Origin of the sequence: Corynebacterium epidermidicanis, assembly GCF_001021025.1 — a bacterium.
GTDB classification, from domain to species: domain Bacteria; phylum Actinomycetota; class Actinomycetes; order Mycobacteriales; family Mycobacteriaceae; genus Corynebacterium; species Corynebacterium epidermidicanis.
The window spans coordinates 2,269,419-2,293,556 of record NZ_CP011541.1; the positions used below are offsets into that span (position 1 = coordinate 2,269,419).

Annotated in this window: 22 protein-coding genes; 6 read left to right on the forward strand and 16 right to left on the reverse strand. The window is 59.0% G+C overall.

Translation table 11 applies throughout. The features are described from left to right. Nucleotides 1–3 precede the first annotated feature (3 nt). From CEPID_RS10415 to CEPID_RS10430, 4 genes are all read right to left on the reverse strand, one after another. Nucleotides 4–837: a PRD domain-containing protein gene (locus tag CEPID_RS10415; RefSeq protein WP_047240898.1), complete on the reverse strand. Its 834-nt coding sequence runs from the start codon at nucleotides 835–837 to the stop codon at nucleotides 4–6. Nucleotides 838–857: 20 nt separating this feature from the next. After that, complete coding sequence (locus CEPID_RS10420; protein WP_047240899.1) at nucleotides 858–2,912, reverse strand: glucose PTS transporter subunit IIA; 2,055 nt, start codon at nucleotides 2,910–2,912, stop codon at nucleotides 858–860. Between the two features lie 318 nt (nucleotides 2,913–3,230). Then, entirely contained in the window at nucleotides 3,231–4,802 is a 1,572-nt protein-coding gene (lysS, locus tag CEPID_RS10425) for a lysine--tRNA ligase (protein ID WP_047241522.1), read from the reverse strand. 41 nt (nucleotides 4,803–4,843) lie between these two features. Further along, nucleotides 4,844–5,308: an RrF2 family transcriptional regulator gene (locus tag CEPID_RS10430; protein ID WP_047240900.1), complete on the reverse strand. Its 465-nt coding sequence runs from the start codon at nucleotides 5,306–5,308 to the stop codon at nucleotides 4,844–4,846. A gap of 196 nt (nucleotides 5,309–5,504) precedes the next feature. Here CEPID_RS10430 and CEPID_RS10435 point away from each other — a divergent pair, with 196 nt between their 5' ends. After that, nucleotides 5,505–7,583, forward strand: coding sequence for a PhoX family protein (locus CEPID_RS10435; RefSeq protein WP_047241523.1), 2,079 nt, complete (start codon nucleotides 5,505–5,507; stop codon nucleotides 7,581–7,583). An 85-nt stretch (nucleotides 7,584–7,668) separates the two neighbouring features. Here the strand turns inward: CEPID_RS10435 and CEPID_RS12570 are convergent, their stop codons facing one another. From CEPID_RS12570 to dacB, 11 genes are all read right to left on the reverse strand, one after another. Then, a complete protein-coding gene (locus CEPID_RS12570) occupies nucleotides 7,669–8,202 on the reverse strand; it encodes a hypothetical protein (protein ID WP_144413516.1) in 534 nt (177 codons plus the stop codon). Further along, nucleotides 8,199–9,062, reverse strand: a complete 864-nt coding sequence (locus CEPID_RS10445; RefSeq protein ID WP_052843539.1) for a DUF6779 domain-containing protein — start codon at nucleotides 9,060–9,062, stop codon at nucleotides 8,199–8,201. Before CEPID_RS10445 ends, CEPID_RS12570 begins: the two co-directional genes overlap by 4 nt. A gap of 95 nt (nucleotides 9,063–9,157) precedes the next feature. After that, the gene (locus CEPID_RS10450) at nucleotides 9,158–9,622 is read right to left on the reverse strand and encodes a DUF3180 domain-containing protein (protein WP_047240901.1); all 465 of its coding nucleotides are present in this window, start codon (nucleotides 9,620–9,622) and stop codon (nucleotides 9,158–9,160) included. After that, nucleotides 9,619–10,125: a 2-amino-4-hydroxy-6-hydroxymethyldihydropteridine diphosphokinase gene (folK, locus tag CEPID_RS10455; protein ID WP_047240902.1), complete on the reverse strand. Its 507-nt coding sequence runs from the start codon at nucleotides 10,123–10,125 to the stop codon at nucleotides 9,619–9,621. The genes CEPID_RS10450 and folK overlap by 4 nt, the downstream gene beginning before the upstream one ends. 8 nt (nucleotides 10,126–10,133) lie before the next feature. After that, nucleotides 10,134–10,511, reverse strand: a complete 378-nt coding sequence (gene folB, locus CEPID_RS10460) for a dihydroneopterin aldolase (protein ID WP_047240903.1) — start codon at nucleotides 10,509–10,511, stop codon at nucleotides 10,134–10,136. Further along, nucleotides 10,504–11,352 carry a dihydropteroate synthase gene (folP, locus tag CEPID_RS10465; protein WP_047240904.1) on the reverse strand — a complete coding sequence of 283 codons (849 nt, stop codon included), beginning with the start codon at nucleotides 11,350–11,352 and terminating at the stop codon, nucleotides 10,504–10,506. Before folP ends, folB begins: the two co-directional genes overlap by 8 nt. Before the next feature lie 4 nt (nucleotides 11,353–11,356). After that, entirely contained in the window at nucleotides 11,357–11,944 is a 588-nt protein-coding gene (folE, locus tag CEPID_RS10470; RefSeq protein ID WP_047240905.1) for a GTP cyclohydrolase I FolE, read from the reverse strand. After that, on the reverse strand, nucleotides 11,937–14,468 hold the full coding sequence (gene ftsH / locus CEPID_RS10475; RefSeq protein ID WP_047240906.1) for an ATP-dependent zinc metalloprotease FtsH: 2,532 nt from the start codon (nucleotides 14,466–14,468) through the stop codon (nucleotides 11,937–11,939). Before ftsH ends, folE begins: the two co-directional genes overlap by 8 nt. Nucleotides 14,469–14,595: 127 nt before the next feature. Next, on the reverse strand, nucleotides 14,596–15,180 hold the full coding sequence (hpt, locus tag CEPID_RS10480; protein ID WP_047240907.1) for a hypoxanthine phosphoribosyltransferase: 585 nt from the start codon (nucleotides 15,178–15,180) through the stop codon (nucleotides 14,596–14,598). Between the two features lie 100 nt (nucleotides 15,181–15,280). Next, nucleotides 15,281–16,198: a tRNA lysidine(34) synthetase TilS gene (gene tilS / locus CEPID_RS10485; protein WP_047240908.1), complete on the reverse strand. Its 918-nt coding sequence runs from the start codon at nucleotides 16,196–16,198 to the stop codon at nucleotides 15,281–15,283. Beyond that, the gene (gene dacB / locus CEPID_RS10490) at nucleotides 16,198–17,457 is read right to left on the reverse strand and encodes a D-alanyl-D-alanine carboxypeptidase/D-alanyl-D-alanine endopeptidase (RefSeq protein ID WP_236684239.1); all 1,260 of its coding nucleotides are present in this window, start codon (nucleotides 17,455–17,457) and stop codon (nucleotides 16,198–16,200) included. The genes tilS and dacB overlap by 1 nt, the downstream gene beginning before the upstream one ends. A gap of 88 nt (nucleotides 17,458–17,545) precedes the next feature. Here dacB and CEPID_RS10495 point away from each other — a divergent pair, with 88 nt between their 5' ends. From CEPID_RS10495 to CEPID_RS10515, 5 genes are all read left to right on the forward strand, one after another. After that, nucleotides 17,546–18,022, forward strand: a complete 477-nt coding sequence (locus CEPID_RS10495; RefSeq protein ID WP_047240909.1) for an inorganic diphosphatase — start codon at nucleotides 17,546–17,548, stop codon at nucleotides 18,020–18,022. A 188-nt stretch (nucleotides 18,023–18,210) separates the two neighbouring features. Beyond that, on the forward strand, nucleotides 18,211–18,498 hold the full coding sequence (locus CEPID_RS10500; protein WP_047240910.1) for a rhodanese-like domain-containing protein: 288 nt from the start codon (nucleotides 18,211–18,213) through the stop codon (nucleotides 18,496–18,498). 68 nt (nucleotides 18,499–18,566) lie between these two features. After that, entirely contained in the window at nucleotides 18,567–19,022 is a 456-nt protein-coding gene (locus CEPID_RS10505) for a MarR family winged helix-turn-helix transcriptional regulator (RefSeq protein WP_047240911.1), read from the forward strand. A gap of 3 nt (nucleotides 19,023–19,025) precedes the next feature. Further along, on the forward strand, nucleotides 19,026–22,949 hold the full coding sequence (locus CEPID_RS10510) for a Pls/PosA family non-ribosomal peptide synthetase (RefSeq protein ID WP_047240912.1): 3,924 nt from the start codon (nucleotides 19,026–19,028) through the stop codon (nucleotides 22,947–22,949). A 150-nt stretch (nucleotides 22,950–23,099) separates the two neighbouring features. Then, the gene (locus tag CEPID_RS10515) at nucleotides 23,100–23,630 is read left to right on the forward strand and encodes a hypothetical protein (protein ID WP_047240913.1); all 531 of its coding nucleotides are present in this window, start codon (nucleotides 23,100–23,102) and stop codon (nucleotides 23,628–23,630) included. A 110-nt stretch (nucleotides 23,631–23,740) separates the two neighbouring features. Here the strand turns inward: CEPID_RS10515 and CEPID_RS10520 are convergent, their stop codons facing one another. Beyond that, nucleotides 23,741–23,989 (reverse strand): hypothetical protein, encoded by a 249-nt coding sequence (locus CEPID_RS10520; protein WP_047240914.1) that lies wholly within the window; start codon nucleotides 23,987–23,989, stop codon nucleotides 23,741–23,743. Nucleotides 23,990–24,138: the final 149 nt, after the last annotated feature.

Below are 24,138 nucleotides of genomic sequence, written 5' to 3' on the forward strand. Positions count from 1 at the left end.
CCCCTAGGTATTGCCATGTAGGCGAGCCACATGGAGCGCGAGGTAGGACACTTCGTCCTCAGTGAGTGGCTCGCCGAGGCGCAGCTCCGTCAGCTCCGCCAGCAAACGCGCGCAAGCAACAGCCTCTGGGTACGCCTCCATGATCGCAGTCGTCACCGGGGAGGTTTCCCCGGAGAGCTGTCTGTGCTGCGCAATGCGTACAAATAGATATCGCAGGTGGGTAATAAATCGAGCGATCGAAATCTCATCGAGAGTTGACGAATCAGTACCCTGTGCCACAATCTCAATCATCTGCTCGATCAGGCCGGTCATTTGGTAGGTATAGGTCAAGTCTCCACTCGTGAAGCTTGCATTGACCAAATGCAAGGTGAAAGCCGTGGCCTCTTCCGGCGAAATCGCCGTGCTAATCGATTGATTGAGAATGTCCACCAACCGAACTGCCTGCTGGTACTCCTCGCCGTACAGCTGCTGCACTTCTGCTTTGAGCGGATAGCTGATGGACGTGCCTTCTACAGCACGGCGAATCGCCCCACTCAGGTGGTCCGCCAACGCGATAACCAGCGTGATCTTGCCCTGCTGCTCCGCTGAGAGGCCCGCCTTCCCCATCGCTTCAATAACCAATCGAATGTGCTCAGCGGGGATGAATGCGAGCATTTCGGCCAGGTGATCGGGATCGCGACCATCTGCGGGGTAAAAAACCTTGACTATCTTGGCATCGTCAATGACGTCACCCGGTTTGGTTTGGAAACCTACCCCGCGCCCAGTAACAACAACTTCGCCGCCCTCGCCAGTGGCGGCGAGGACGACGTTGTTGTTAAAGATTCGCAGTACACGCATACGTGTAGTTTACGTTGAGATTAGCCTGCTACAGTGACTACCTCATCGCCCGCCCGGACCTGCCCAGCAGCAGCCGGTACGATCTCCTGGAACTTCTTAGAGTTGGTGACAGTCATGATGACGGTGTCGTCATAGCCAGCTGCCGCGACAGCTGCGAAATCAACCTCAGCGAGCGGCTGCCCAACGGTGATCGTGTCGCCCTTGTGCACCAACTGGGTAAAACCTTCGCCCTTCATCTTCACCGTATCGATGCCGATGTGTACCAGCACCTCCACGCCTTCCGCGGTCTTCAGACCGTATGCGTGACCCGTCTTCATTGCGGAGACAACGGTGCCAGCCACTGGAGAAACGATGGTGGATGCGGCCGGTTTGATGCCCACGCCCTCGCCGAGGGCGCCGGAGGCGAACACAGCATCGCTGAGGTTCTTAAGCTCCACAACCTCACCCGCTACGGGCGCAGCAAGGGAAGCCAACTTAGTGGCAACTGCGGTGGCCGTAGCGACGCCTGATGCAGCGCCAACGTTTGCAGCTTCTGCCTCCGTTGCCGCTGCTACAGGGGCCTCATCTGCTGCGAGTTCAGCTTCGGCAGCCTTAGCTGCGGCAGCTTCAGCCTTCTCTTCAGGGGTGCGGTAATCGGTAAGAACGATCAGGATGAACGCGGTGAAGAAAGCCACGGCGATGGAGATCGCGTAGGTCAGCATCGGGGAGAACACCGGGATAGTCAGCAACGAGGTGAACACGAAGGCGGAGGTCTTCACACCGTCAGAAGCCATGCCCAGGATCGCAATGGTCAGACCACCTGCAAAACACCCAACGAGCATGCGTGGGTAGATGCGCTTGAAGCGGAGGTGGATGCCGTAGAGAGATGGCTCAGAGATACCGCCGAGCAGGCCAGCTGCGAGTGCGGAAGCGGAGGTCTGGCGCATAACGGTGTCCTTGTCCCGGATGGACAGGAAGAGCACACCAGCGGTAGCACCGAAGCAAGCGAAGTTCCACGCACCCATTGGGCCTTGGATGAAGTCGTAGCCCAAGGTCTGGATGTTGACCAGCATCAGCGCGTTCAGTGGCCAGTGCAGGCCGAGTGGCACGAGGAATGGGTAGAGCATTGGGATCAAGATGGCGAACACGAACGGTGCGTGGTTGTTCAGGTACGACAGTCCGATGCCAATTTCGTTTCCGAGCCACACGCCGAACGGTCCGATGAGGAACGCGGTCAGCGGGATCATGACGACCAGCGTCAGGAATGGCACGAAGACCATGTGAACTGCGGAAGGAATGATCTTCTGGAAGAACCGGTAACAGTATGCCGCAACGGCAGCCATGATCAGTGGAACGAAGACATTTCCGCCGTAACCCTGGAGCAGCATTGGCAGGCCGAAAATGGTGGCCTTACAGGTGTCGGTGCCCAGTGCTTCGTTGGTAGTGCAAACGGTTGCCGCGTTCTTCGATAGTGACAGGAACTCCGGTGTGAGCAGGGCAAACATGATCGAACCCGGAACCCAAGGGTCAATGCGCAGCTTCTTGCCGGCATTGAAGGCAACCATTACTGGGAGGAAGTAGAAGACAGAGTGCCACATGGCGTCGACAAAGACCCAAGAAATCGGCTTGTCGGTTGCGCGGAAGTCCACGATTTCTAGGGCATCGAGCACGGCAGCGAACGCGATAATCAGGGACGCTCCGAGCAGCACACCCAGGATTGGGCGGAAGGAATCGGATAGGTACTCAAAGAAGGCATCCATCCATGGGAGTCTGCCCTGAGCCTTGGCGCGTTGCTCTGCCTTTACATCATCGTTGGACTTGGCAGACTTGACATTCTTCATTGAAGGCAGGGCATTCATGTCGTCATACACGGTAGCGACATCGCCACCGATAACCACCTGGTAGTGGCTGCCGCCCTGCGGGACGGCACCCATGACTTTCTTGATGCTTTCCAGCTGAGCTTTGTCGGCCTTGGAGGTGTCCTTAAGCTCAAAGCGCAAGCGGGTCGCACAGTGGGTAAACGATGAGATGTTGTCGGGGCCGCCGATGCCGTCGAGAATGGCTTGTGCCGTCTCTTGCCGAGTGGTGGTGCTCACGAATCTCACTCCTTTTCACTTCTCGTTAATCCAGGGTGTGTACTGGCCGAACTTTCGAGTTATGAAAAGCAAAAAGACCTGAGGCTGAAGACACCTCTTCCGGTCTAGTTGAAGAGCATCTCGAGCCTCAGGTCTTGCCTTACAGAAGATTCGTAAGTAACAACCCTGATGGTTGATGATGAATAAAGCATAAGCCTGGTGACGTGAAACAGTCAACTATCCCGCTAGTGAGGGATATCACTTCGCCGTGGGAAGCAAAATGTCCTTAGGGGTGCCGCTTCACAAAGACAAGCAGCACCCCTAAGAACTTAAGCCGACTTAACCCTCCGGCTTGACCATCGGGAACAGCACAGTCTCGCGAATGCCCAAGCCGGTCAGTGCCATCAGCAAACGGTCGATGCCCATACCGTTGCCAGAAGTCGGCGGCATGCCTTGTTCCATGGCTACCAGGAAGTCCTCGTCGAGAACCATGGCTTCATCATCGCCACCGGCGGCAAGTCGCGCCTGGTCTTCGAAGCGTTCACGCTGGATAACCGGATCGACCAGTTCCGAGTATCCGGTAGCCAGTTCAAAGCCACGGACATACAGGTCCCACTTCTCCGTGACCCCTGGCTTGGAGCGGTGTTGACGGGTCAGTGGGGAGGTTTCCACCGGGAAGTCACGAACAAAGATTGGCCCGTAGAGCTGATCCTCACACAGGTGCTCCCAGATCTCTTCAACGAGTTTGCCGTGACCCCAGCCGCCCTTGGCAGGCACTTCCAAGCCGATGACAGCGGCAATCGCCTTGAGCTCTTCCACGGAAGAAGAAATGGTGACCTCGGGCTGACCCGGGAATTTGCGCGCCAGCGCTTCATTGAGGGAAGGGTACATCTCGATGGACTTCCACTCGCCACCTAGGTCATAGACCGTGCCGTCGGCCAGGGTAACTTCCAAGGTGCCGAAAACTTCCATCGCTACCGACTGGATGCACCGCTTGATCAAGTCGGCACCGTCGTCGTAAGTGCCCCACGCCTGGTAGGTCTCGAGCATCGCGAACTCTGGGGAGTGCGATGAATCCACGCCTTCGTTGCGGAAGTTGCGGTTAACTTCAAAGACGCGATCTATGCCACCTACGACGCAGCGCTTGAGGTACAGCTCAGGGGCGATGCGCAGGTAAAGGTCGATATCCAAGGCATTAGAGTGCGTTTGGAATGGGCGCGCCGCAGCACCACCGTGCAGGGTCTGCAACATCGGAGTTTCCACTTCGAGGAAGCCTTCGGATTCGAGGAAGTTGCGCAGCGCGCGCATGACCTTGATACGGGTCATCGCGTTCTCACGCGCTGCCTCTCGCATAATGAGGTCGGTGTAGCGGTGGCGGACACGGGAGTCCTCAGACATATCCGCAAAGGCAACCGGCAGTGGACGCAGCGATTTTGCGGCCATCGCCCAGGAAGAAGCCATCACAGAGAGCTCACCGCGCTTGGAGGCGATGACGCGGCCGCGCACGGAGACGAAGTCACCGAGGTCAACGTCGGATTTCCATGCGGCAAGACGCTCCTCGCCGACTTCAGCCAGCGAAAGCATGGCCTGGATCCGGGTACCGTCGCCGTCTTGAAGGGAGGCAAAGCAAAGCTTGCCTGTGTTGCGTACAAAGATTACGCGACCAGCGATTGCTACTTCGTCTTGGGTTTCCTCGCCAACCTCCAGGTTGGTTACGCCTTCTTGGGCTTCAACACCTTCCGTAAGGACGTTGTATTTCGCGCGAAGATCCTTAATGGACGTAGTGCGATCCACTACAACCGGGTACGCCTCCGTACCGGAATCGAGCAGACGCTGTCGCTTCTCGCGGCGAATCCGCAGCTGCTCTGGTAATTCTTCATTCGGGTTCTGGGTGTTCTTCGCTTCAGTCACGGTTAACCAGCGTAGTCGATTACGCTGGTAAACACGCAATGCTAGGACACTTTCGGCATGCCTAATCCAACATGGGGAGAATTCGCCACGGTGGCGTCGATAAGCTCGGCGATGGTGAGGTCATCGAGGGAGACGAAGAAGGCCTCCTTCGCCGCGGCTAAGCGATGCCTTAGGAGACAGTCACGGGAGGCGTATGGACACACCGGCTGCATGCAATTGACCATCTCACCGCCACCTTCAAGTTTGCGAAGCAGGCCCCCAATTGTTCGCTGGAGTGCCTCATCTTGCAGGTAGACTCCGCCCGCTCGCCCTCGTTCGCTCCGCAAGACCCCCATGTCTGCAAGCGTCGCCACCACCCGCGCGACGTGCGCGTAGGACGCATTAATGTCTTCGGCGAGCATCGCCACAGTCGTCCGAACCGCAGGCTTATCGACGTTACCGTGATTGATTTCCCCCAGCCGCAAGACTAGGCGCAAACCAAGATCCGTGAAGCGCGTTAGGTGCATATCTCCTGCTAAAGAATAAGTTTCAATATTTGCTAGCTAAAGTAGCCAATAATTATATTCACGTTACGTAAAATTCACCCAATTGTTACCTACATTCGAGGTCTCGGTCATTCTGCCCCCTTAGTCTCCCAAGTGAAAATACTTGCCCGCAGCCCGACTCTGCCCGGTCGGGCTGCACCACATGATGGAGGCCTTCGTGGAACTCAAGGGACTAAACCTGTTTACATCCAATCGCAGCAAGACCACTTGTACTTACAAGTGCGGTAATGCCTGTTTTGGGGAATGCTCCAACCAGTCCGGCAATGAATACTTCGGGGACATCACTCGTCGTTCTGCACTGAAGGCCGGTGCCGTAGCAACCCTCGCAGTCAGCGGTCTTTCCGCATTGGCTGCCTGCACCCCGGCTAACCAGAAGGACTCCACCGGTTCCACAGGTTCCTCCTCCACCGGCGGGTCCGCATCCAACAAGCCAGCAACCAACTCCCCAGCAGGCCTCCAATTCACTCCAGTTAAGCCAAACACCGAGGACAAGCTGGTTATCCCTGAAGGATACGAGCAGTCTGTCCTGATCGCTTGGGGTGACCCAGTCATCGAAGGTGCTCCTGAGTTCGACATCGACAAGCAGACCCCGGAAGACGCAGAAAAGCAGTTCGGTTTCAACTGCGACTTCGCTGGCCTGCTCAAGCACCCAAGCGACCCAAACCGCATGGTGTACGTCTGCTCTCACGAGTACACCACCGAACCAAACATGTTCAAGGGCTACAACAAGGACAACCCAACTGAGGACCAGTTCAAGATTGGTCTGGCAGCTCACGGCCACACCATCCTGGAAGTAACCAAGGTCGATGGCTCCGGCGACCTCAAGCGCGCCTTTGGCCCGCTGAACCGCCGCATCACCGGCACCACCCCATTCAAGCTCACCGGCCCAGCTGCGGGCACCGACCTGGTGAAGACTGCAGCCGACCCAGAAGGCAAGACTGTCCTGGGCACGCTGAACAACTGCGCCGGCGGCATCACCCCATGGGGCACCATGCTCTCCGGCGAAGAGAACTTCGACCAGTACTTCGGCAACGCTGACCTGCTCACCGACGAGGACGCAAAGAAGAAGCTCAAGCGTTTCGGTATCAAGGGCAAGGAAACCGAGCGCAAGTGGGAGCGCTTCGACGACCGCTTCGACGTGTCCAAGACCCCAAATGAGCCAAACCGCTTCGGCTGGCTCGTCGAAATCGACCCAATGGACCCAACCTCCACTCCGGTCAAGCACACCGCCGTTGGTCGCTTCAAGCACGAAGCTGGCAACATCCACATCACCAAGGACGGCACCGTCGTGTGCTACTCCGGTGACGACGAGCGCAACGACTACCTCTACAAGTTCGTTTCTTCCCGCAAGTTTAAAGAGGGCGACATGGCTAACAACCTGCGCATTCTTGATGAAGGCACCCTGTACGTCGCCCAGTTCGAGGGCAACTCTCCAAAGGAAGAAATCGACGGCTCCGGCCAGCTGCCAAAGGACGGCCAATTCGACGGCAAGGGCAAGTGGATCAAGCTGCTGACGGCTAAGGAAGACGGCTCCGCAGAATCCCACGTCGAAGGCATGAAGCCAGAAGAAGTTGCCGTATTCACCCGTTTGGCTGGCGACAAGGTCAAGGCCACCCCAATGGACCGACCAGAAGACGTTGAGGTTTCCCCGAAGACCGGCCTTGTCTACATCGCGCTGACCAACAACAAGTACCGTGGCGCGGTTGAAGACGGCAAGAACTACCCAGCTGTCGCTGAATGGGCCCCAGTAAAAGAAAACAAGAACGGCCTGGTCATGGAAATGGACGATAACCACGCTGGAGACACTTTCGTGTGGAACCTCCTGCTGGTCTGTGGCGATCCGAACGAGGCATACACCTACTTCGGCGGCTTCGACAAGACCAAGGTTTCGCCAATCTCCTGCCCAGACAACGTGGCCTTCGACAGCCACGGCAACTTGTGGATCTCCACCGATGGCAACGCGCTCAAGAGCAACGACGGCCTCTACGCTGTCGCACTCGACGGCACCAACCGCGGCGAGCTCAAGTGCTTCCTCACCGTGCCAAAGGGAGCCGAAACCTGTGGCCCAATCGTCACCGACGAACGAGTCCTGGTCAACGTCCAGCACCCAGGCGAAGGCGACGACGCCACCGCCGACAAGCCAACCGTCCACTGGCCAGACGGTGGCAACGCTGTGCCACGCCCAGCAGTAGCTGTGGTATGGCCAAAGTCCGGCAAGGTCGGCATGAAGGCTTAACCCACGCCAGGAATTAACCCGGCTTGTCTTGCGTAACTACCCACAAGACAAGCCGGGTTTTCTTTACCCAACCCGCACCCCGCGCCTAGTAATAACCCCAGGTCGTGGAATTTCGCGCGGCCACAAACAACGCATAAGCGCCGTCGGACTCGAATGAAGCTTCTAGATTGGCCAAGCTTTGCTTAACTTCCACAACCTTTCTCAGCGCCGCCCCCAACGCCACACGGTCCCCCTCGGGCACCATCACCGGTCGAAGTTCCATCTCCTGCACCAACAACGTAGCGACCGTCTCGCTCAACTCGTCCTCAGCCCCAACCGCACACAAGTCGTCGATAGGGTGCAGGGCAATCGCCACCCCACCAAGCTCTCGTAAAGCGCGAGCCCCCAGCTCCACGCAGGTATGAATAACAATCTGGCGTTGTCGCACGCGTCCGCGCAACCGCGCCACCACATCTGGAAGATCCTCGGCCGACACGGCGAGGAGCAAGCAATCAAATTCAGCCACTGCCTCCCACGGCACCCGCCACTCCACGGAGTGCCCGGCGTTCTCCAGCCGATCAGCCAACTGGTAGTCGAGGTGACCAATCACCCCAATACGCATCCGCGGCTTTGTCATCATTTCTTCTTCAAGTTTGCCAGCAGCTCAGCCACCGAAACGCTATCGGCCTTCTCGTCGCGACGCCGGCGCCCATGCCGAGCCGGTGGCTCAACTGGCTCTGCCGGTTGCGCGGGTTCAGCTGGCTCGACATCTTCCGCTGCTTCAGCGCGAGCATCCTCAGAATCCGCCGGCGCCGACTCCTTCGAGAACGCAGGGACTTCAAATTCCGCGGTTTCCGGCTTTTCCTCCACCTCAAGTTTTACCGCGGCAAACGAGCCTGTAGTAAACCGCTCCTTGCCGGAAACAACGCTGGTTTCTGCAGGTTTAGCAGCTGCCACCACCGCCGGGTGCTCAACAACCGGCTCCGGCTGCTTATCAACGCTCAATGCTGCCGCTTCGATCTCCTGAATCCGGCGTGCTTCCGCGCGCAACGCAGCCGGCTCGTAGCCGAATTCGCGGCCGGAAAGCTCCTCGAGCTGCACCTTCATCTCGGCAAGCTGCTCACGGATCTCTTCCAGTAATTCAGTGTCTTTCGAATGAGTGGAAACGAGCTGCTTATTCGCAAAGTTTTCCTGCTCCCGACGCAATTCACTTTCGAATTGGCGCCGCTGTGCTTCGCTGCGCGCCCGTTCGGAGTCGGCAAGCTTGCGGTAGCGAGCCACCAAAAACAGGCCTAGGAAAGCAGCCCACAGCGCGGCGAGGACTGCAATTTTCATGGCAGCGTCGCTATTGGAGAACAACATCACGATGCTGGCAACGACCGCGAGGACCACAAGCGCAACCAACATTACGTTGCCACGGCGGGTGTCGTCTTCGTGCACCGCCTCGGAGTCAAAGTCTTCGGCGTGCTGCTGCATTGGGGTATTGTCCTGCGCACTCATGTTGTCTAATCTAGCCCAGTTTGGTGCTGGATTGGTGGCTGCAGCACCGCAAAATCACGGATTGTCAAGCGATTAATACTTGGGTAGCGGGGCGCTTACGCAGCTTCCCCATCAGTCGGCGGCGGGGTTTCACAGTTGCGATCCAAATACACGCCTGCAATAGCTGCGCAGATGCCACCCAAGGTGCCACTGATCACGGCTGGGGCATCGTTTGCGGCGGCCGTGAGTTGGCCGATGTTGGGCAGCACGTGGGCCGCCAAACCGGCATAACAACCACCGACGATCGCCCCGGTCCACGAGGTGGCCTTGCCAATAACGAGGAAATTCGCGGCGACCAGCGGACTGAGCTGACTGCGATCCAGGCCGATCTCGCCCTTTTCCTTCCGTTCCCGCACCCGAAGGCTCAAAATCACGCAGACTGCGGCTAGGAACCACAGCGTAAACGTCGCTCGAATCGAAACCGGACCCATCTGACCGTAATACGCTCGGCTCAAAATAAACGCGGCGAGCAAAAAGAAGATGAAAGATCCAATCAACCCGGGGATCGACGTCAATTTCATACAGTAATCCCCGCAGCAAACGTGTCTACCTTACGAACCTCCGCCACGTTATCAGCAGGCATCTGCGCCAAGAGCGCGCTTACCGACTTACCTCGCAGGATGGCATCTGGCTCCACTTCCAGCCACGGAACCAAGACGAATGCTCGATCGTGTGCCCACGGGTGTGGCAAGGTGAGCACAGGATCCGTGCTGGTCAGCTCAATGTTTCCTTCGCTGCACTGCACGATATCGATATCGAGGGTACGCGGTCCCCACTTCTTCAGGCGACGTCGCTCGGCACGGTCTTCGACTTCGTGGGCGGCTTCGAGAAGTGCGTAAGGGTCTCGGCTCGTTTCGATCACCAGAATGGCGTTTAGGAAGTCATCCTGATCCTCTACACCCCACGGCGGGGTGGCGTAAATGCTGGAAGCGATCACTAACTCTTCGGCAAAGTAGTCATGGGCTAGCTGCAGCAAAGCCAGTCGATCGTCCATATTCGAGCCGATGGAGAGTACTGCGCGCATAAATGCTCCTAAGTTCTTAACGACTTCCGAGATCGCCGGGCAACCACGGCAACATCGGCGAAAGAGTGCGGAATGGGCGCTGCCGGCTTGTGGACGGTGATCTCCACAGCATGCAGTAGCTCAAAGCGTTCCATTACTGTATTCGCCACTTCCGCAGCGACCGTTTCAATCAGATCGCGTGGTTCGCCTGTGACGATGTCAACGATCAGCTGCGCCAACTCAGCATAGTTCAGTGTGAGCGTTAAGTCATCGGCTGCGGCAGCCGGGGCAGTGTCCAGCCAACAGGTCGCATCAATAACGAACTTTTGCCCTTCCCGACGTTCAAAATCGAACACCCCGTGGTAACCGAAACACTCCAATCCGGTCAGTTCAATCCGGTCAGCCATGGCGCGCTCCCTGCCACGCCGCCACGACATCCACCGCATCTCGCGAGGACACCACATCGTGAACACGCACGCACCAAGCACCAGCCTGCGCCGAGAGGGTACTGACGGCCGCGGTGGCCGCATCAGCATCGAGTGGAGAAGCCTCCAGGCCCCGATCGCCACGGATCGCAGTCAAAAACCGCTTGCGTGAGGCACCCACCAGAATGGGATATTCCCCAGCCACGAACTCGGGCAGCGCCCGCAACAGCGCCCAGTTATCGACCGCCGTCTTCGCAAAGCCGAGCCCCGGATCAAGAACAATGTTCTCCGGCGAAATACCGGCGCGGATCGCTTTTTCAGTCAATTCCGCAAAAGTCTCATGGACATCGGCCACCACATCCGCACCTCGGTGCGCGCTTCCAGCTGCATCACCGAATCGGTCCGTGCGCCAATGCATCAAACAAACAGGCAGGTCCTTCTCTGCCATCACCGCAAACATCTCTGGATCGGCCAAGCCACCGGACACATCGTTAATGAGGCTAACTCCGGCATCGGCGGACGCCGCCGCGACACTCGCCCGCATCGTATCCACCGAGGTAGACACCCCAGCTTCGCGCAGCGCAGCGATCACGGGAACTACCCGCTCCAACTCCTGCTGGGCCGAAACCCGGGTTGCCCCGGGACGCGTGCTTTCTCCGCCGACGTCAATGAGGTCGGCGCCGGCGTCGACAAGCGCTAGGGCGTGGGCCACTGCCTTATCGACGTCCGTATATCGCCCACCGTCGGAAAAGGAATCGTCGGTGACGTTCACGATGCCCATCACGAGGCAGCGATCTGGGTTGGTGAGGTCCGAAACCCGCACTGTGCTAGGCACCTCGAATCAAACTGAGAACCTCCGCGCGAGAGGCCGCGTTGGTCTGGAATCCGCCCCGGACCGCAGAGGTCGTAGTGACGGCACCAGGCTTGCGGATGCCACGCATCGCCATGCAGAGGTGTTCACACTCGATGACAACTATGACGGCATGCGCGTCCAGCTTATGCAGCAGGGCATCGGCTACCTGCGAAGTCAGACGCTCTTGGACTTGCGGGCGCTTGGCGTACATATCCACCAGGCGGGCCAGCTTGGACAAACCCGTGACTTTGCCGTCTTTGCCTGGAATGTAGCCAATGTGGGCCTTGCCAAAGAAGGGAACCAAGTGGTGCTCGCACGTGGAATAGATCGGGATGTCCCGGACCAACACCAACTCGCGGTGATCTTCCGAAAAAGTCTTGTTGAGGACCTCCGTCGGATCTACGTGCAACCCGGCGAAAACCTCCGCATAGGCCCGCGCCACGCGCGCTGGGGTCTCCCGCAGCCCCTCGCGGTCCGGGTCTTCCCCGACCGCGATCAAGAGCTCCCGAACGGCAGCTTCCGCGCGAGCGTGATCAATGTTTGCTGGCAGTGGATCAGTCATTGCGCTGCTCCGGGTTATCTGGCTGCTCGCGGTCTGGAAGTCGGAAACCGAACTCCTCCGTAGGCGCATCGCTTGGCCGTGGGCTGGCAGACTGCTTGTCTGCGTCTGCCGTACCTGTCTGGGTTGTTCCTGATTCAGGTGCGCCTGGTTCAGGTGCACCACCCACTGGGTGCGCCGTGCCCTGAGCGGGTGAATCAGGAGAGTAATTCTTCATCCCGGGGTGTGGCGCATGTTGCTGCTCACCAGCAGGAGCCGATGGAGTCTGCTGACCAGGGGCCACTGGAGGGGCGATCGGAGGTTGCTTTGGCTGCAGCTGAGCTTGCTGTGCATACGGATTCGCTTCGGAATCGTCGCGAGGTGGCCAGCCAGGTGCGGACCAGCCTGCAGGCGGTGGGGTGCCACCATAAGTTGGCACAGATTCAGGCGCAGCATGCTTGCCACCCGCAGGCGGCTGCCCAGGCTGAGCAGGGGCACCGGGCGCTTGCCATCCGCCTGGCTGCTGAGCACGCTGGGCTTCGAGCTCCCGCTGGCGACGCTCACGCGCTGCCCGGGACGCCTCCAGGATGGAGAATCGCTTCGGTGGTTCCTCACCCCGCTCGATGGCGATCTCAACAGGAGTCTTCACCGGTTCCCGGCCGGCTTGTGCAGGGAAGTTCACTGCCTCACCAGGGAATACTTCCATCGCATCGCGCGGTTGCAGGCCTTCGAAAATGACTTCGAGGTCAGGACGACGCAACGTTTCTTTCTCCAGCAGCTTTTCCGCCAGTGTATCCAAGTAGTCGCGGTTTTCCGCCAGAATGGCATAGGCAGTTTCGTGCGCTTTGTTCACGAGGTATCGGGTTTGCTCGTCGATAGTTGCCTGCACGGTTGGCGACGGTGCGAAGGTGCCACCACCACCGCGGCCGGAGAATGGATCGCCTTCTTCGGTGCCGTACTTGACCGTACCGATTTCCGGGCTCATGCCGTATTCGGTGATCATGGCACGCGCGATGCGGGTGGCTTGTTCGATGTCGTTGGAGGCTCCCGTGGTGGGTTCACCGAAGACGAGTTCCTCGGCCGCGCGGCCGCCCATGGCGAAGACGATGCGGGCGAAGAGCTCGTCGCGGTTGTACATGCCCTTGTCGTCTTCTTGTTCGGTCATCGCAAAACCACCGGTCTTTCCACGGGACAAGATGGTGACCTTGTAAATGGACTCGATGTTCTTCAATCCCCAAGCAGCCAAGGTATGCCCACCTTCGTGGTAGGCGGTGACCTTCTTGACCTTTTCAGAAATGACCTTGGATTCCCGGCGCGGGCCACCGATGACGCGGTCAGTAGCTTCTTCCAACGCATCTGCGGTAATGACATTTCCGCCCACGCGTGCGGTAAGCAACGCAGCCTCATTCAAGACGTTGGCCAGATCCGCACCCGACATGCCTGCGGTGCGCTTGGCCAAGGTCTTGATATCCACGTCCTTAGCGAATGGCTTGCCCTTGGAATGGACTTCCAGGATCGCTTCGCGTCCCTTGAGATCTGGGTTAGTCACCGGGATCTGTCGGTCGAAGCGACCCGGGCGGAGCAGCGCGGGGTCGAGAATATCGGGACGGTTCGTGGCCGCCATCAGGATGACACCCTGGCGATCGCCGAAGCCGTCCATTTCCACCAGCAGCTGGTTCAGGGTCTGCTCGCGTTCATCATGTCCGCCACCCATACCGGCGCCACGCTGGCGACCAACTGCGTCGATTTCGTCGACGAAGATGATGCACGGACTGTTCTCCTTGGCCTGCTTGAACAGGTCACGGACACGGGAAGCACCGACACCGACAAACATCTCGACGAAGTCAGAACCAGAAATTGAATAGAACGGCACGCCTGCTTCACCGGCAACCGCACGCGCGAGCAAGGTCTTACCTGTGCCCGGAGGGCCATACAAAAGCACGCCACGCGGGATCTTCGCGCCAAGCGCTTCGTAGCGAGTTGGATCCTGCAGGAAGTCCTTAATTTCGTGAAGTTCTTCGACGGCTTCGTCAGCGCCGGCGACGTCGGCAAAAGTGTTCGTCGGCATGTCTTTGTTGAGTTCCTTGGCTCGGGAGCCACCGAACCCGAACATCCCCATTCCGCCAGACTGCATGCGCGACATGAAGAACATCAACAGGCCGAACAGCAGCAGCATCGGAATCAGCATCTGCAGCATGGAGCCCAAGAAGCTATCTCGGGTGACCTTGGTGTTGTATTCCTCGGCGTTGGCCTGGGCCACCTTATCGAAGATCACCGGGGCGGTTCGCGCAGGGTAATCGGCGATGATCTTGGTGACCCCGTCGCGTTCCTTCACCTTGATGGGGTCTTTGAGTTCCAGGCGTACCCGCTGTTCGCGGTCGTCGATTTGCGCCTTCTTGATGTTTTTGGCATCAAGCTGCGCAATTGCAATCGAAGTGTCAGCCTTTTGGTAATTGCGGGTTTCGCTGGTCAACGTGGTCATGATGAAGAGCGAGATCAGCAAAACCGCGGCGATGCCGCCGTAGCGGAGGAGTTTCTTATTGTCCATAGATACCGCCACCACGTTTGCACTCAAACGCAGCGGCCGGAACCTTTCTAGGTAGCAACGGGGAAGATTAACAGGAGATCAACGAACAACAATGGTGCTTTAGTTCCCAGAGTTGTCGCTCGCAACGCTAGTTGCTGTAGACCTTCGGGTGCAGCGTGCCGACGAACGGCAGGTCACGGTAGCGTTCGGCGTAGTCAAGGCCGTAGCCGATCACGAATTCATTGGGGATTTCAAAGCCAACATCGAGCAGGTCAATCTTTGCTTTAACCGCTTCCGGCTTGCGCAGCAGCGACACGACTTCCAGCGACTTTGGATTTCGGTTTTGCAGGTTCTTCAACAGCCAGGACAGGGTAAGCCCGGAGTCGATAATGTCCTCCACGATCAGAACGTCACGACCTTCAATATCGCGGTCTAGGTCTTTGAGAATACGGACCACGCCGGATGAGCTGGTGGCGTTGCCATAGGAGGAGACAGCCATGAATTCCATTTGGCTTGGAATGTTCAAAGCGCGAGCGAAGTCAGTGATAAAGATAGCTGCGCCTTTGAGCACACAGACCAACAGCAGGTCATCTTCGGAATCGCGGTACTTTTCCGAGACTTTGTCGGCAAGTTCCTGAATCCGATTGTGCAGCGTGCGCTCGTCGATAAGCACCGCCTCTACATCATCCCCGTAGCGGTTAGCTGGAACGTTGAAATCCTTGATGTCATGCATGTGCGCCGGTCCCTTAACTTTCGGAAGTGCTCGCAAAATAAAACAGTTACAGCCAGCTTGCCACTTTTTCGCCCCCAGCACCAAGAATGCGTCGGAAAATCTAGTCGATAACTAACTTCCCTGCCACCCGGGACACGTTTCGCCGCACACCTGCATGCCCGCCCACCGCGATGGGCCCTTGCCCATGCCAATCCGTAACAAGCCGCTCGACTTCCCGAACCACGACCCAACTGACCTGGCCCACCTCCCGGTGGAGGAACTCCGCGATGCTCGCCTGGCGCACCGCGGGGTGCACTGCCCGCAGCTTTGCGACGTCCATCGCCACCGACTCCCCCCGCACGAAGTCCTGTAAAAGCGCTGCTCGCTCCGCTGCCTGGGCGATCGCCGGCACCGCATCTGAGGCGATGAGTTCGCTGAGGTGGGGCAACGTGTGTTGGCGTACGGCGACGCGTCGAAAAGCGGGGTTTTGGTTGTGGGGATCCTGCCATGGACTTAATCCGAGCTCAGCGCAAGCGCCGTGGGTGTCGGCACGCCGAACGGTGAGCAGCGGCCGCACGAGCGAAGTGGTTCCGAGTTGGGTCACGGGCAGCATTCCGGCTGGATTTCCGCGCAGCGCCCCCAGCAGGTAGGTTTCGGCCTGATCGTCCATAGTGTGCGCCACCCACACGGGTCTGGGTGATCGGGCGAAGACTTCGTAACGAGAGCGGCGCGCCTGCGCCTCCAGGTTTCCTTGTGCGACTTTAACGCGCTGGATTTCGCTCGTGCACCCCATGGATTGAGCTGTTTCGGCGGCGCTGGCACTCACTTCGGCTGATCCAGGTTGTAGTCCGTGGTCAATGCAAATGGCATGGACGTCACAGCCCTCGGCCCGGGCGGCTGCGACCAGGCTGAGGGAATCTGCGCCGCCGGATAGCCCCACCGCGACCTGAGCGCTAAGAAAGGGGCGGATGGCTACCCGAAGTTTCAAGAAGTGTGGTGACTTGCGTGGCAGGGACAACTCGCCGATATGGGTGGGCATCAGCGCAGGCCTGCGGCAAATTCGTCGAGGGCAACGCGGGCGGGCAGGATGTCGGAGTCATTGGACAGCAGCGCAAAGGTGTAGACGTGCCCTTGTTCGGAAACCGCATAACCGGCTAGCGCTGACGTCCCAGTCAGTGTGCCTGTTTTTGCACGCACCCAACCGCGGGCGGGTGAGCTTTGATATCTGACGGCGAGGGTTCCGTTACCGCCTGCTACCGGCAGCGCTGCCAGCAGCGGACGCAGCTGGTCGCGTTGGGTAGCGGTGAGCAGCACCTGGTTGAGCAAGCGTGGCGTGTTGCGGTTGCTCTCGGAAAGTCCCGAATTGTCTTTCAAATCGAGCCCCGTTAGGTCAATACCTAGCTCCCGCAGGCAATCTTGGGTGGCGGCGACCGCAGCAGCGAAGTCGCTTCCAGTGCCACGTTTGATAGCCACCTCGCGGCCAATTGCCTCGGCCATGACGTTGTCCGAATCCAGCATCATCGCTTCCAGACGCTGCGAAAGTGGCGGTGATTCCACCCGTGCAACCACGGTGGCCCCTTGCGGAGCAGTCCCAGTCCCAGCGGTGGCGTCGAGGCGCAGCGCCAACTCCTGTGCTACCGCCAGCGCCGGCTGATGAGTGCGTGGCACATCTCCGGTTTTCGCCCCAATCCGGCCGCCATAGAGCATGGCGGGCTGCATAGGCGCGATGTAGCCTGCGTCAATGTCTTCAGGGTTCCAGGTTTGCAGTACGTCAGTGCCGGTCCAGGCCGACGTATCGATCAACACGCGCTGCGCACTTCCGATCTGGCGGGCCAATTCATCCAGCTGCTCAGCAGTCATCCAGACATCCCCGGCAGCCTTGATCACAACTGTCCCCGTTTCCGCTGCTACCACCTCGGTGGCAATGCGGTCGTCCGGCCCCAGCGCATGCAATGCGGCCGCCGCAGTGAGCACCTTCGTGGTCGACGCCGGGCGCGAAGGCTGGGACGAGGCTTTCTCCCAAACGATCTCACCGGTGCTGGCATCACTGACCTGGCCGGTTAGCGTGCCGAGGCGGGGGTCCGCAGCCAGGCGGTCAAGTTTCGTCCGCAGTTGCGCGACATCGGTGGCCGGCCCGTTGGCTACCGGCAACTGGCGGGTTGGGGCAGCAATTGTCGACGCCGGGGCGTAGGTCAATTCCCCCACACCTGCATTCTTGACAACGGCAAACGTCGATACGCCACCCACGGCGAGCACGGTCACGCCGACAGCTGCAACCCATCCAACCTTTTTCAGCACCCCACCAGGTTAGCCCTCTTGACGGTGTCACCGGCTTACCGGCGCTACGATAGAAGGGACTTTTGCCCGAAAATATCAAGGAGTGCGCATGAGCATCGAAGTAACGATCGAAATCCCAAAGGGTTCCCGCAACAAGTACGAAGTTGACCACGAGACCGGCAAGGTCTACCTCGACCGCTACCTGTTCACCCCGATGGCCTACCCGCTGGACTACGGCTTCATCGACCACACCCTCGGCGAAGACGGCGACCCACTCGACGCACTCGTCATCCTTCCCGAGCCAGTATTCCCGGGCGTCATCGTGAAGGCTCGGCCACTCGGCGTGTTCAAAATGACCGATGAGGCTGGTGGCGACGACAAGCTGCTCTGCGTTGTCGACGACGTACGCTGGAACCACCTGCAGGACATCTCAGATGTCTCCGATTTCCAGAAGGACGAAATCGAGCACTTCTTCACCCGCTACAAGGACCTAGAGCCTAACAAGGAAGTCACCGGCTCTGGCTGGGGCGACAAGGCAGAAGCTGAGCGCATCTTGGCAGAAGCGATCGAGCGTTACGGCAAGTAATCCCGCTTCGCTGCACTAGGTGTGGAGCTGCCTCTTCTATTCGGAGGCGGCTCCGCACCTTTTTTGCTTGAGGCGTTGATCGCCTCCGAGATTGCCCACTTGTGGCACTTCTCGACCATCTGAAAGGCCCTCTGCAGATTGGTACAGTGGGAAATAGTTCAACATTTCGCACACTAAGGAGACTCCCAATGAAATCTATAGCAGTAACCGAAGTACCTAAAGATGCCCAGCTCGTTGATGTCCGCGAAGTAGCTGAATGGGATGAGATCCACGCCAAAGGCTCCGTAAACTACCCGATGAGCGAATTTACCTTGCACACCGGCAAGCTGGACCGATCACGTCCGGTGTACGTCATTTGTAAGAGTGGTGGCCGTTCGGCGCAGGTCGCGGAATACCTGAACGAAGCTGGTATCGAGGCGATCAACGTCGAAGGTGGTACTACCGCCTGGGTAGATGCCGGGCTACCTACTGAATAAGCATTTGCCCACCCTCTCAATAGTGGTGGATCACCAATGATTTCTTAATTCTATGGTGGGGACGTAGGATGGCAGGCGTGACTAGTCCAACCGAAATCCCCACCTTATTGCTGGAATCGCCCTCCTTTCAATTGGAAAGGTTGCGGCGCCGCACTCGTGACGAAGTAGAAGCTAGCCTCTCCACCAAAAACACCTCACTGCGTGAGTACTGGGTGCTCACCTGCCTGATCACCGGCGATGCGGCCAGTCAGTCGTCGCTTTGCGAGACGCTCGTCATCGATGCCTCCGACATGGTGCGCCTCATCGACGCGCTGGAAAGGCACGGCTGGGTCAAGCGGGAGCGCGATCCAAAAGACCGCCGTCGGCAAATCGTGACCAGCACCAAGAAGGGCAAGACGGCGCATGCGGAGCTAGCCGCCCTGGTGGCTGAAGCGGAGGATCGCGCGCTGGACGAATCAACGTCCAAGCAGCTGAAGCATCTGAAGAAGTTGGCCAAGTCCATCATTGTGACGGAGGACGACTAAGCCGTGACTTCACCGCATCCACTTACCCTGGACCGGGTGCCAGGCCAGTATCTGCGTGGCGCTGAAGCGGCGCCTCCCCGAACTCTGTACGACATCCTCGTCTCCACTGCCTCCGCCAACCCGGACGCAGCCGCCATTGACGACGGCACCGTCCTCACCTACGCCGACCTCATGGAGGAAGTCGATGCCTTAGCGAACCATCTGCATGACAATGGCATTCGGCGTGGCGACCGCATCGGTATTCGGATGTCCTCTGGCTCCAAGGACCTCTACCTCGCGATCCTGGCCACGATCGCCGCCGGTGCGGCCTACGTGCCCGTCGACGCCGACGACCCCGAGGAACGCGCCGACATGGTCTTCGGAGAAGCCGATGTCAACGCTGTGTTTACCGACGAAGGCTTGGTCATCAAGCGGCGTAGCACTTCCGGAGACACCAGACGCCCTCAGCTCGACGACGACGCCTGGATCATCTTCACCTCCGGCTCCACCGGAAAGCCGAAAGGTGTGGCCGTGTCTCACCGCAGCGCAGCAGCATTCGTGGATGCCGAGGCCCAGCTTTTCCTCGTAAACTCGCCCGGCGGCCCGCTTGGCGCCGATGACCGTGTGCTTGCTGGTTTGTCAGTAGCTTTCGACGCCAGCTGTGAAGAAATGTGGCTGGCCTGGGGCCACGGCGCCTGCTTGGTTCCGGCACCTCGCTCGCTAGTACGTTCCGGGATGGATCTTGGCCCCTGGCTAATCCGACAAGACATCACGGTGGTGTCCACCGTGCCGACGCTCGCCGGAATGTGGCCGGCCGAAGCCCTCGATAACGTGCGTCTGCTCATTTTTGGCGGCGAAGCCTGCCCACCAGAACTGGTGGAACGCCTCGCGACCGCCGACCGAGAAGTATGGAACACCTACGGCCCCACCGAGGCAACCGTGGTCGCTTGCGCAACAACGATGCACCCAAACCAGCCCGTCAGTATTGGCCTGCCATTGGCTGGGTGGGATCTTGTCGTCGTCGATAAGCAAGAGCAGCCGGTGGCTGTGGGTGAAGTGGGCGAATTGGTAATCGGCGGCGTCGGGCTAGCTCGCTATCTTGACCCGCTGAAGGACGCCGAGAAATATGCTCCTATGCCATCAATCGGGTGGGAGCGCGCGTACCGCTCGGGCGATCACGTGCGTCTGGAAGAAGATGGCCTGTACTTTGTTGGCCGGGTAGATGACCAGGTGAAAATTGGTGGTCGCCGCATTGAACTTGGCGAGGTTGAGGCCGGGGTAGCGTCGCTGCCAAACGTGCGAATGTCCGCGGTTGCGGTACAGACCACCGGGGCGGGCGATAAAGTGCTCGTCGGCTACGTTGCCTTGGAGGATCCCGCCCAGAGTTTCGACCACGCCGTAGCCCACGCGCGCCTTTCCGAGATCATGCCGGCCGCGCTCGTGCCGCGGATCCACGTAATGGACGACATTCCAGTGCGCACCTCCGGCAAGGCAGATAAGAAGGCCCTGCCCTGGCCATTGCCTGGCACGACGGTGGAGGCAGCAGATCTCACCGCCACTCAGCAGTGGTTGGCGGAACTGTGGGTGGAGACCTTGGGTATCTCCGTCGACTCCAAGCATGCCGACTTCTTCGAACTGGGTGGCACCTCGCTCGCGGCCGCGACCCTAGTCGGGTCCATCCGCGACCGCGTACCCACCGTATCTGTGCGCGACCTATACGACCACCCGCGACTCGAGCTGCTAGCAGAACGTGTCGATGCGATCGCTGCAGCTAGTGGCATCACCATCGCCCCAACCGAAACCGTGCCACAGCACAGCCAAGTGCGACCAGTGGGCGCAGGCACCCGGCTTGCTCAGTTGCTCATCCAGCTTCCGGCGATGACGCTGGCTGGCACGCAGTGGATCGCGGGGCTTGCCCTGCTCAATTCGCTGCTCAGCACCATGCATGTGGGTTGGGCCGTGCCGATTTCCTGGTGGGTCTCGGGCGCTCTGGGACTCATCTTCCTCACGCCCCTGGGCCGGCTGCCCATCGGCGCGCTGCTCATCCGAGCGCTAACTGGGTCTATTCAACCGGGCGACTATCCCCGAGGCGGCAGTGTGCACCTGCGCATCTGGGCCGCGGAGCGACTGGCAGACACCTCCGGTGCTCAAAACATCTCCGGCGCGACCTGGATCCTTACTTATGCCCGACTCATCGGCGCGAAGATCGGCCGGGCCGTCGATTTGCACACCTTACCTCCGGTTACCGGACTGCTCACGCTGGGCGACCACGCCGCTGTAGAGCCCGAGGTTGATCTGACCGGCTACTGGGTGGAAGGCGACGTGGTCCATGTGGGCGCGATCGAAGTGGGAGCCAATGCCCGCATCGGCGCCCGATCCACTTTGCTGCCTGGCACAGTGATCGGCGAGGATGCGCATGTGGAAGCTGGCTCCACGATCACCGCCGACAAGAAGGTCAAGGCGGGTGCCCGGTGGGCAGGCTCCCCTGCCCGCAAAGTTGGGCGTTCGAAGCATCGGTTCCCTGACGAGCATCCGCCACGTCGCAGTTACTGGGTGCCCCTCTACGGACTGACATCGATGTGGCTGTCGATCATGCCGCTGCTAGCGCTGGCTGCAGGCGCGCTCGTCGTTATTGTCCCTGGCCAACGGTTTGCCTCTTCTGGCACAGGCTGGACGGCCCTCGGCTGGGCGCTGGCCTTCACCCCCCTGGGTGCACTCACCGCCTTCGCGACATTCATGATCCTCGTCTGGCTCCAAGTCCGCCTGTGTGGCCTGGGGATTCGCCCCGGCGTCACCCCGGTGCGCAGCCTCCAGGGCTGGCGCCTGTGGACCACGGAGCGACTGCTTGACGACGCCCGTACCTACCTATTCCCCCTGTATGCCTCTCAGCTGACCCCAGTATGGTTTAGGAGCCTCGGCGCGAAGGTGGGCAAGAACGCGGAAATCTCCACCTCCGTGATGATCCCGAAGCTCGCCGACATCCGCGAGGGCTCCTTCCTTGCCGACGACACCTTGATCGGTGGCTACGAGCTCGGCGGTGGCTGGATGCTTACCGACGTCGCACGCATCGGTAAGCGATCCTTCCTGGGCAACTCTGGCATCGCCGGCCCTGGCCGCAAGCTAGGGAAGAATTCGCTGGTTGCAGTACTGTCCTCTACCCCAAAGAAGGCGCGGGCCGGATCCAACTGGTGGGGCTCTCCGCCGGAGCGCCTGCGGCGTGTCGCCGTGAGCGTCGGCGAAGGTGAGGACCGCACCTACAGCCCTGGCTTCGGGGTCAAGGCCGCACGTGGTTTCGTTGAGACGCTGCGCCTCCTAGCCCCCATCACCTCAGCGCTGCTGTTCGTTGGCGTGTTGGCCACATTGCAGGCCATTGTGCTTTCACTGGGGCTCGTGGCAGCTTGGGCGTTGTCGGGAGTGGTGCTGATTGTGTTCGGCGTTCTCGCTCTGCTGATCACGGTGCTGGTGAAGTGGGCGTGCGTCGGGTTCATCCGCACAGGCGATCACGCACTGTGGTCGCCGTTCGTCTGGCTGAACGAACTTCAAGATGCCTTCGTCGAAGGCGTGGCAGCCCCGTGGTACTTGAGCCACAACCTCGGGACTGGCTCCCTGAACACCGCGTTACGACTACTCGGCGCACACATCGGCCGCGGCGCCTGGATTGAGTCCTACTGGTTCCCGGAGGCTGATCTTTGTTGGGTCGGCCGAGGCGCAACGGTAGGCCGTGGCTGCGTGGTACAGACCCACCTTTTCCAAGACCGAGTGATGAGCTTGGACAAAGTCACGCTTGGCGACGGCGCCACCCTGGCTCCGCACTCCGTTGCCCTCCCCGCTGCGGAGATTCGTACAGATACCTGCGTTGGTCCTGGCTCGCTAGTGATGCGTGGCGATCGCGTCCCCGCATTTACCAGATGGCAGGGTAATCCGATCGAGCCTTGGAGTGCGAGTTAATTGAGGGTGATCGGGCGTTGCTAGGCCGCTCATCTGGCTTTCAGATTTGCACCCTTGATTACTATAAACGGGGGTAGCAAATCTGATAGATAGCTAAATTTTTAGGTTTAGAAATGATTTTTCCGGGCTTGGTGAATTAGTTATATACCTATGCAAAAATTGACTAAGGGCGCGTTCGGCGCCGCACTCGCGCTTTCCTTGACTCTTTCTAGCATGGGCACTGCCCAGGCACTTTCCTCGTTCGGATCGTCCGAAGCTTCGGTCGAGACGATCACCCCAAAGCCATCCCCAAAGCCATCAAAGCCGGCTCCTGCTCCTGAAGTAAAACTTTCTGAACAGCTCCTCGAGGCTTACAAGAAGGTCCTGACTGACGCTGGTTTCATCTACAGCCAGGACGCTGAGACCTACGCACAACAGTCTCTTGACCTAGCGCTTAAAGGGGAACTCGCTTACGAGGTGACCGATGGCGTTGGCCAAGCAAATATGTACTCCCAAGACGGTAAGGCTGCAATGTTTGTCATACGGATCCCAAAGAACCAGGTGACAACCGATCGCATCAACAACCTTTCAAAGACACTGGGCACGATCTCCTACCAGACTCCTTTTGGCGCCAAGGCTGCAGAAGATAGCTCCTACATTTACTTGGCGACGGGAATTAAGGTATACGCCAACCAATTCTAGGTATCCGATAGCAAAGTTGTCCCCACTCTATTTTGGTGGGACACTTGCTTGTTAGCCGAAAAATGGTCCTCACCACCTGGTGAGGACCATTTTGTTTAAGCTAGAAAGCTTTAGAACACTGGCAGTTCACGGATGATCTGACCATTTACGTGCCCGTGGTTAACGAGGAAGTTGTAGACGGTGCCCCAGAATGCGACCGAAATGCCGAGACCAATCAGGGAGCTAACAATTCCGATGCCTGCGGAGGAGCCTGCATCTGCGGCAGCGGACTGCGCCTGTGCAGCTGGCGCAACGACAGCGGTTCCGGTTGCAAGAGCGAGAGACGTTGCAACAGCTACAATGCCACGACGGAGCTTCATTATTCTTTCACCTTTCACTGAGGAGCGTTCATCAACTGGACGGGATCGACCCTGCTTTGAGAGTATTTTCGACCCTTGAATCGAATGATAATGAGTACGTCATTGGCCCGCAGGCTTTGAGACCATATTGTTATTTTGTACTAAATTTC

Excerpts from the sequence above, each read along its gene's own strand:
- CEPID_RS10415 (WP_047240898.1), bottom strand. The coding sequence starts at position 837 with ATGCGTGTACTGCGAATCTTTAACAACAACGTCGTCCTCGCCGCCACT.
- CEPID_RS10430 (WP_047240900.1), bottom strand. The coding sequence starts at position 5,308 with ATGCACCTAACGCGCTTCACGGATCTTGGTTTGCGCCTAGTCTTGCGG.
- CEPID_RS12570 (WP_144413516.1), bottom strand. The coding sequence starts at position 8,202 with ATGATGACAAAGCCGCGGATGCGTATTGGGGTGATTGGTCACCTCGAC.
- CEPID_RS10445 (WP_052843539.1), bottom strand. The coding sequence starts at position 9,062 with ATGAGTGCGCAGGACAATACCCCAATGCAGCAGCACGCCGAAGACTTT.
- CEPID_RS10450 (WP_047240901.1), bottom strand. The coding sequence starts at position 9,622 with ATGAAATTGACGTCGATCCCCGGGTTGATTGGATCTTTCATCTTCTTT.
- folK (WP_047240902.1), bottom strand. The coding sequence starts at position 10,125 with ATGCGCGCAGTACTCTCCATCGGCTCGAATATGGACGATCGACTGGCT.
- folB (WP_047240903.1), bottom strand. The coding sequence starts at position 10,511 with ATGGCTGACCGGATTGAACTGACCGGATTGGAGTGTTTCGGTTACCAC.
- folE (WP_047240905.1), bottom strand. The coding sequence starts at position 11,944 with ATGACTGATCCACTGCCAGCAAACATTGATCACGCTCGCGCGGAAGCT.
- ftsH (WP_047240906.1), bottom strand. The coding sequence starts at position 14,468 with ATGGACAATAAGAAACTCCTCCGCTACGGCGGCATCGCCGCGGTTTTG.
- hpt (WP_047240907.1), bottom strand. The coding sequence starts at position 15,180 with ATGCATGACATCAAGGATTTCAACGTTCCAGCTAACCGCTACGGGGAT.
- tilS (WP_047240908.1), bottom strand. The coding sequence starts at position 16,198 with ATGCCCACCCATATCGGCGAGTTGTCCCTGCCACGCAAGTCACCACAC.
- CEPID_RS10495 (WP_047240909.1), top strand. The coding sequence starts at position 17,546 with ATGAGCATCGAAGTAACGATCGAAATCCCAAAGGGTTCCCGCAACAAG.
- CEPID_RS10500 (WP_047240910.1), top strand. The coding sequence starts at position 18,211 with ATGAAATCTATAGCAGTAACCGAAGTACCTAAAGATGCCCAGCTCGTT.
- CEPID_RS10505 (WP_047240911.1), top strand. The coding sequence starts at position 18,567 with ATGGCAGGCGTGACTAGTCCAACCGAAATCCCCACCTTATTGCTGGAA.
- CEPID_RS10515 (WP_047240913.1), top strand. The coding sequence starts at position 23,100 with ATGCAAAAATTGACTAAGGGCGCGTTCGGCGCCGCACTCGCGCTTTCC.
- CEPID_RS10520 (WP_047240914.1), bottom strand. The coding sequence starts at position 23,989 with ATGAAGCTCCGTCGTGGCATTGTAGCTGTTGCAACGTCTCTCGCTCTT.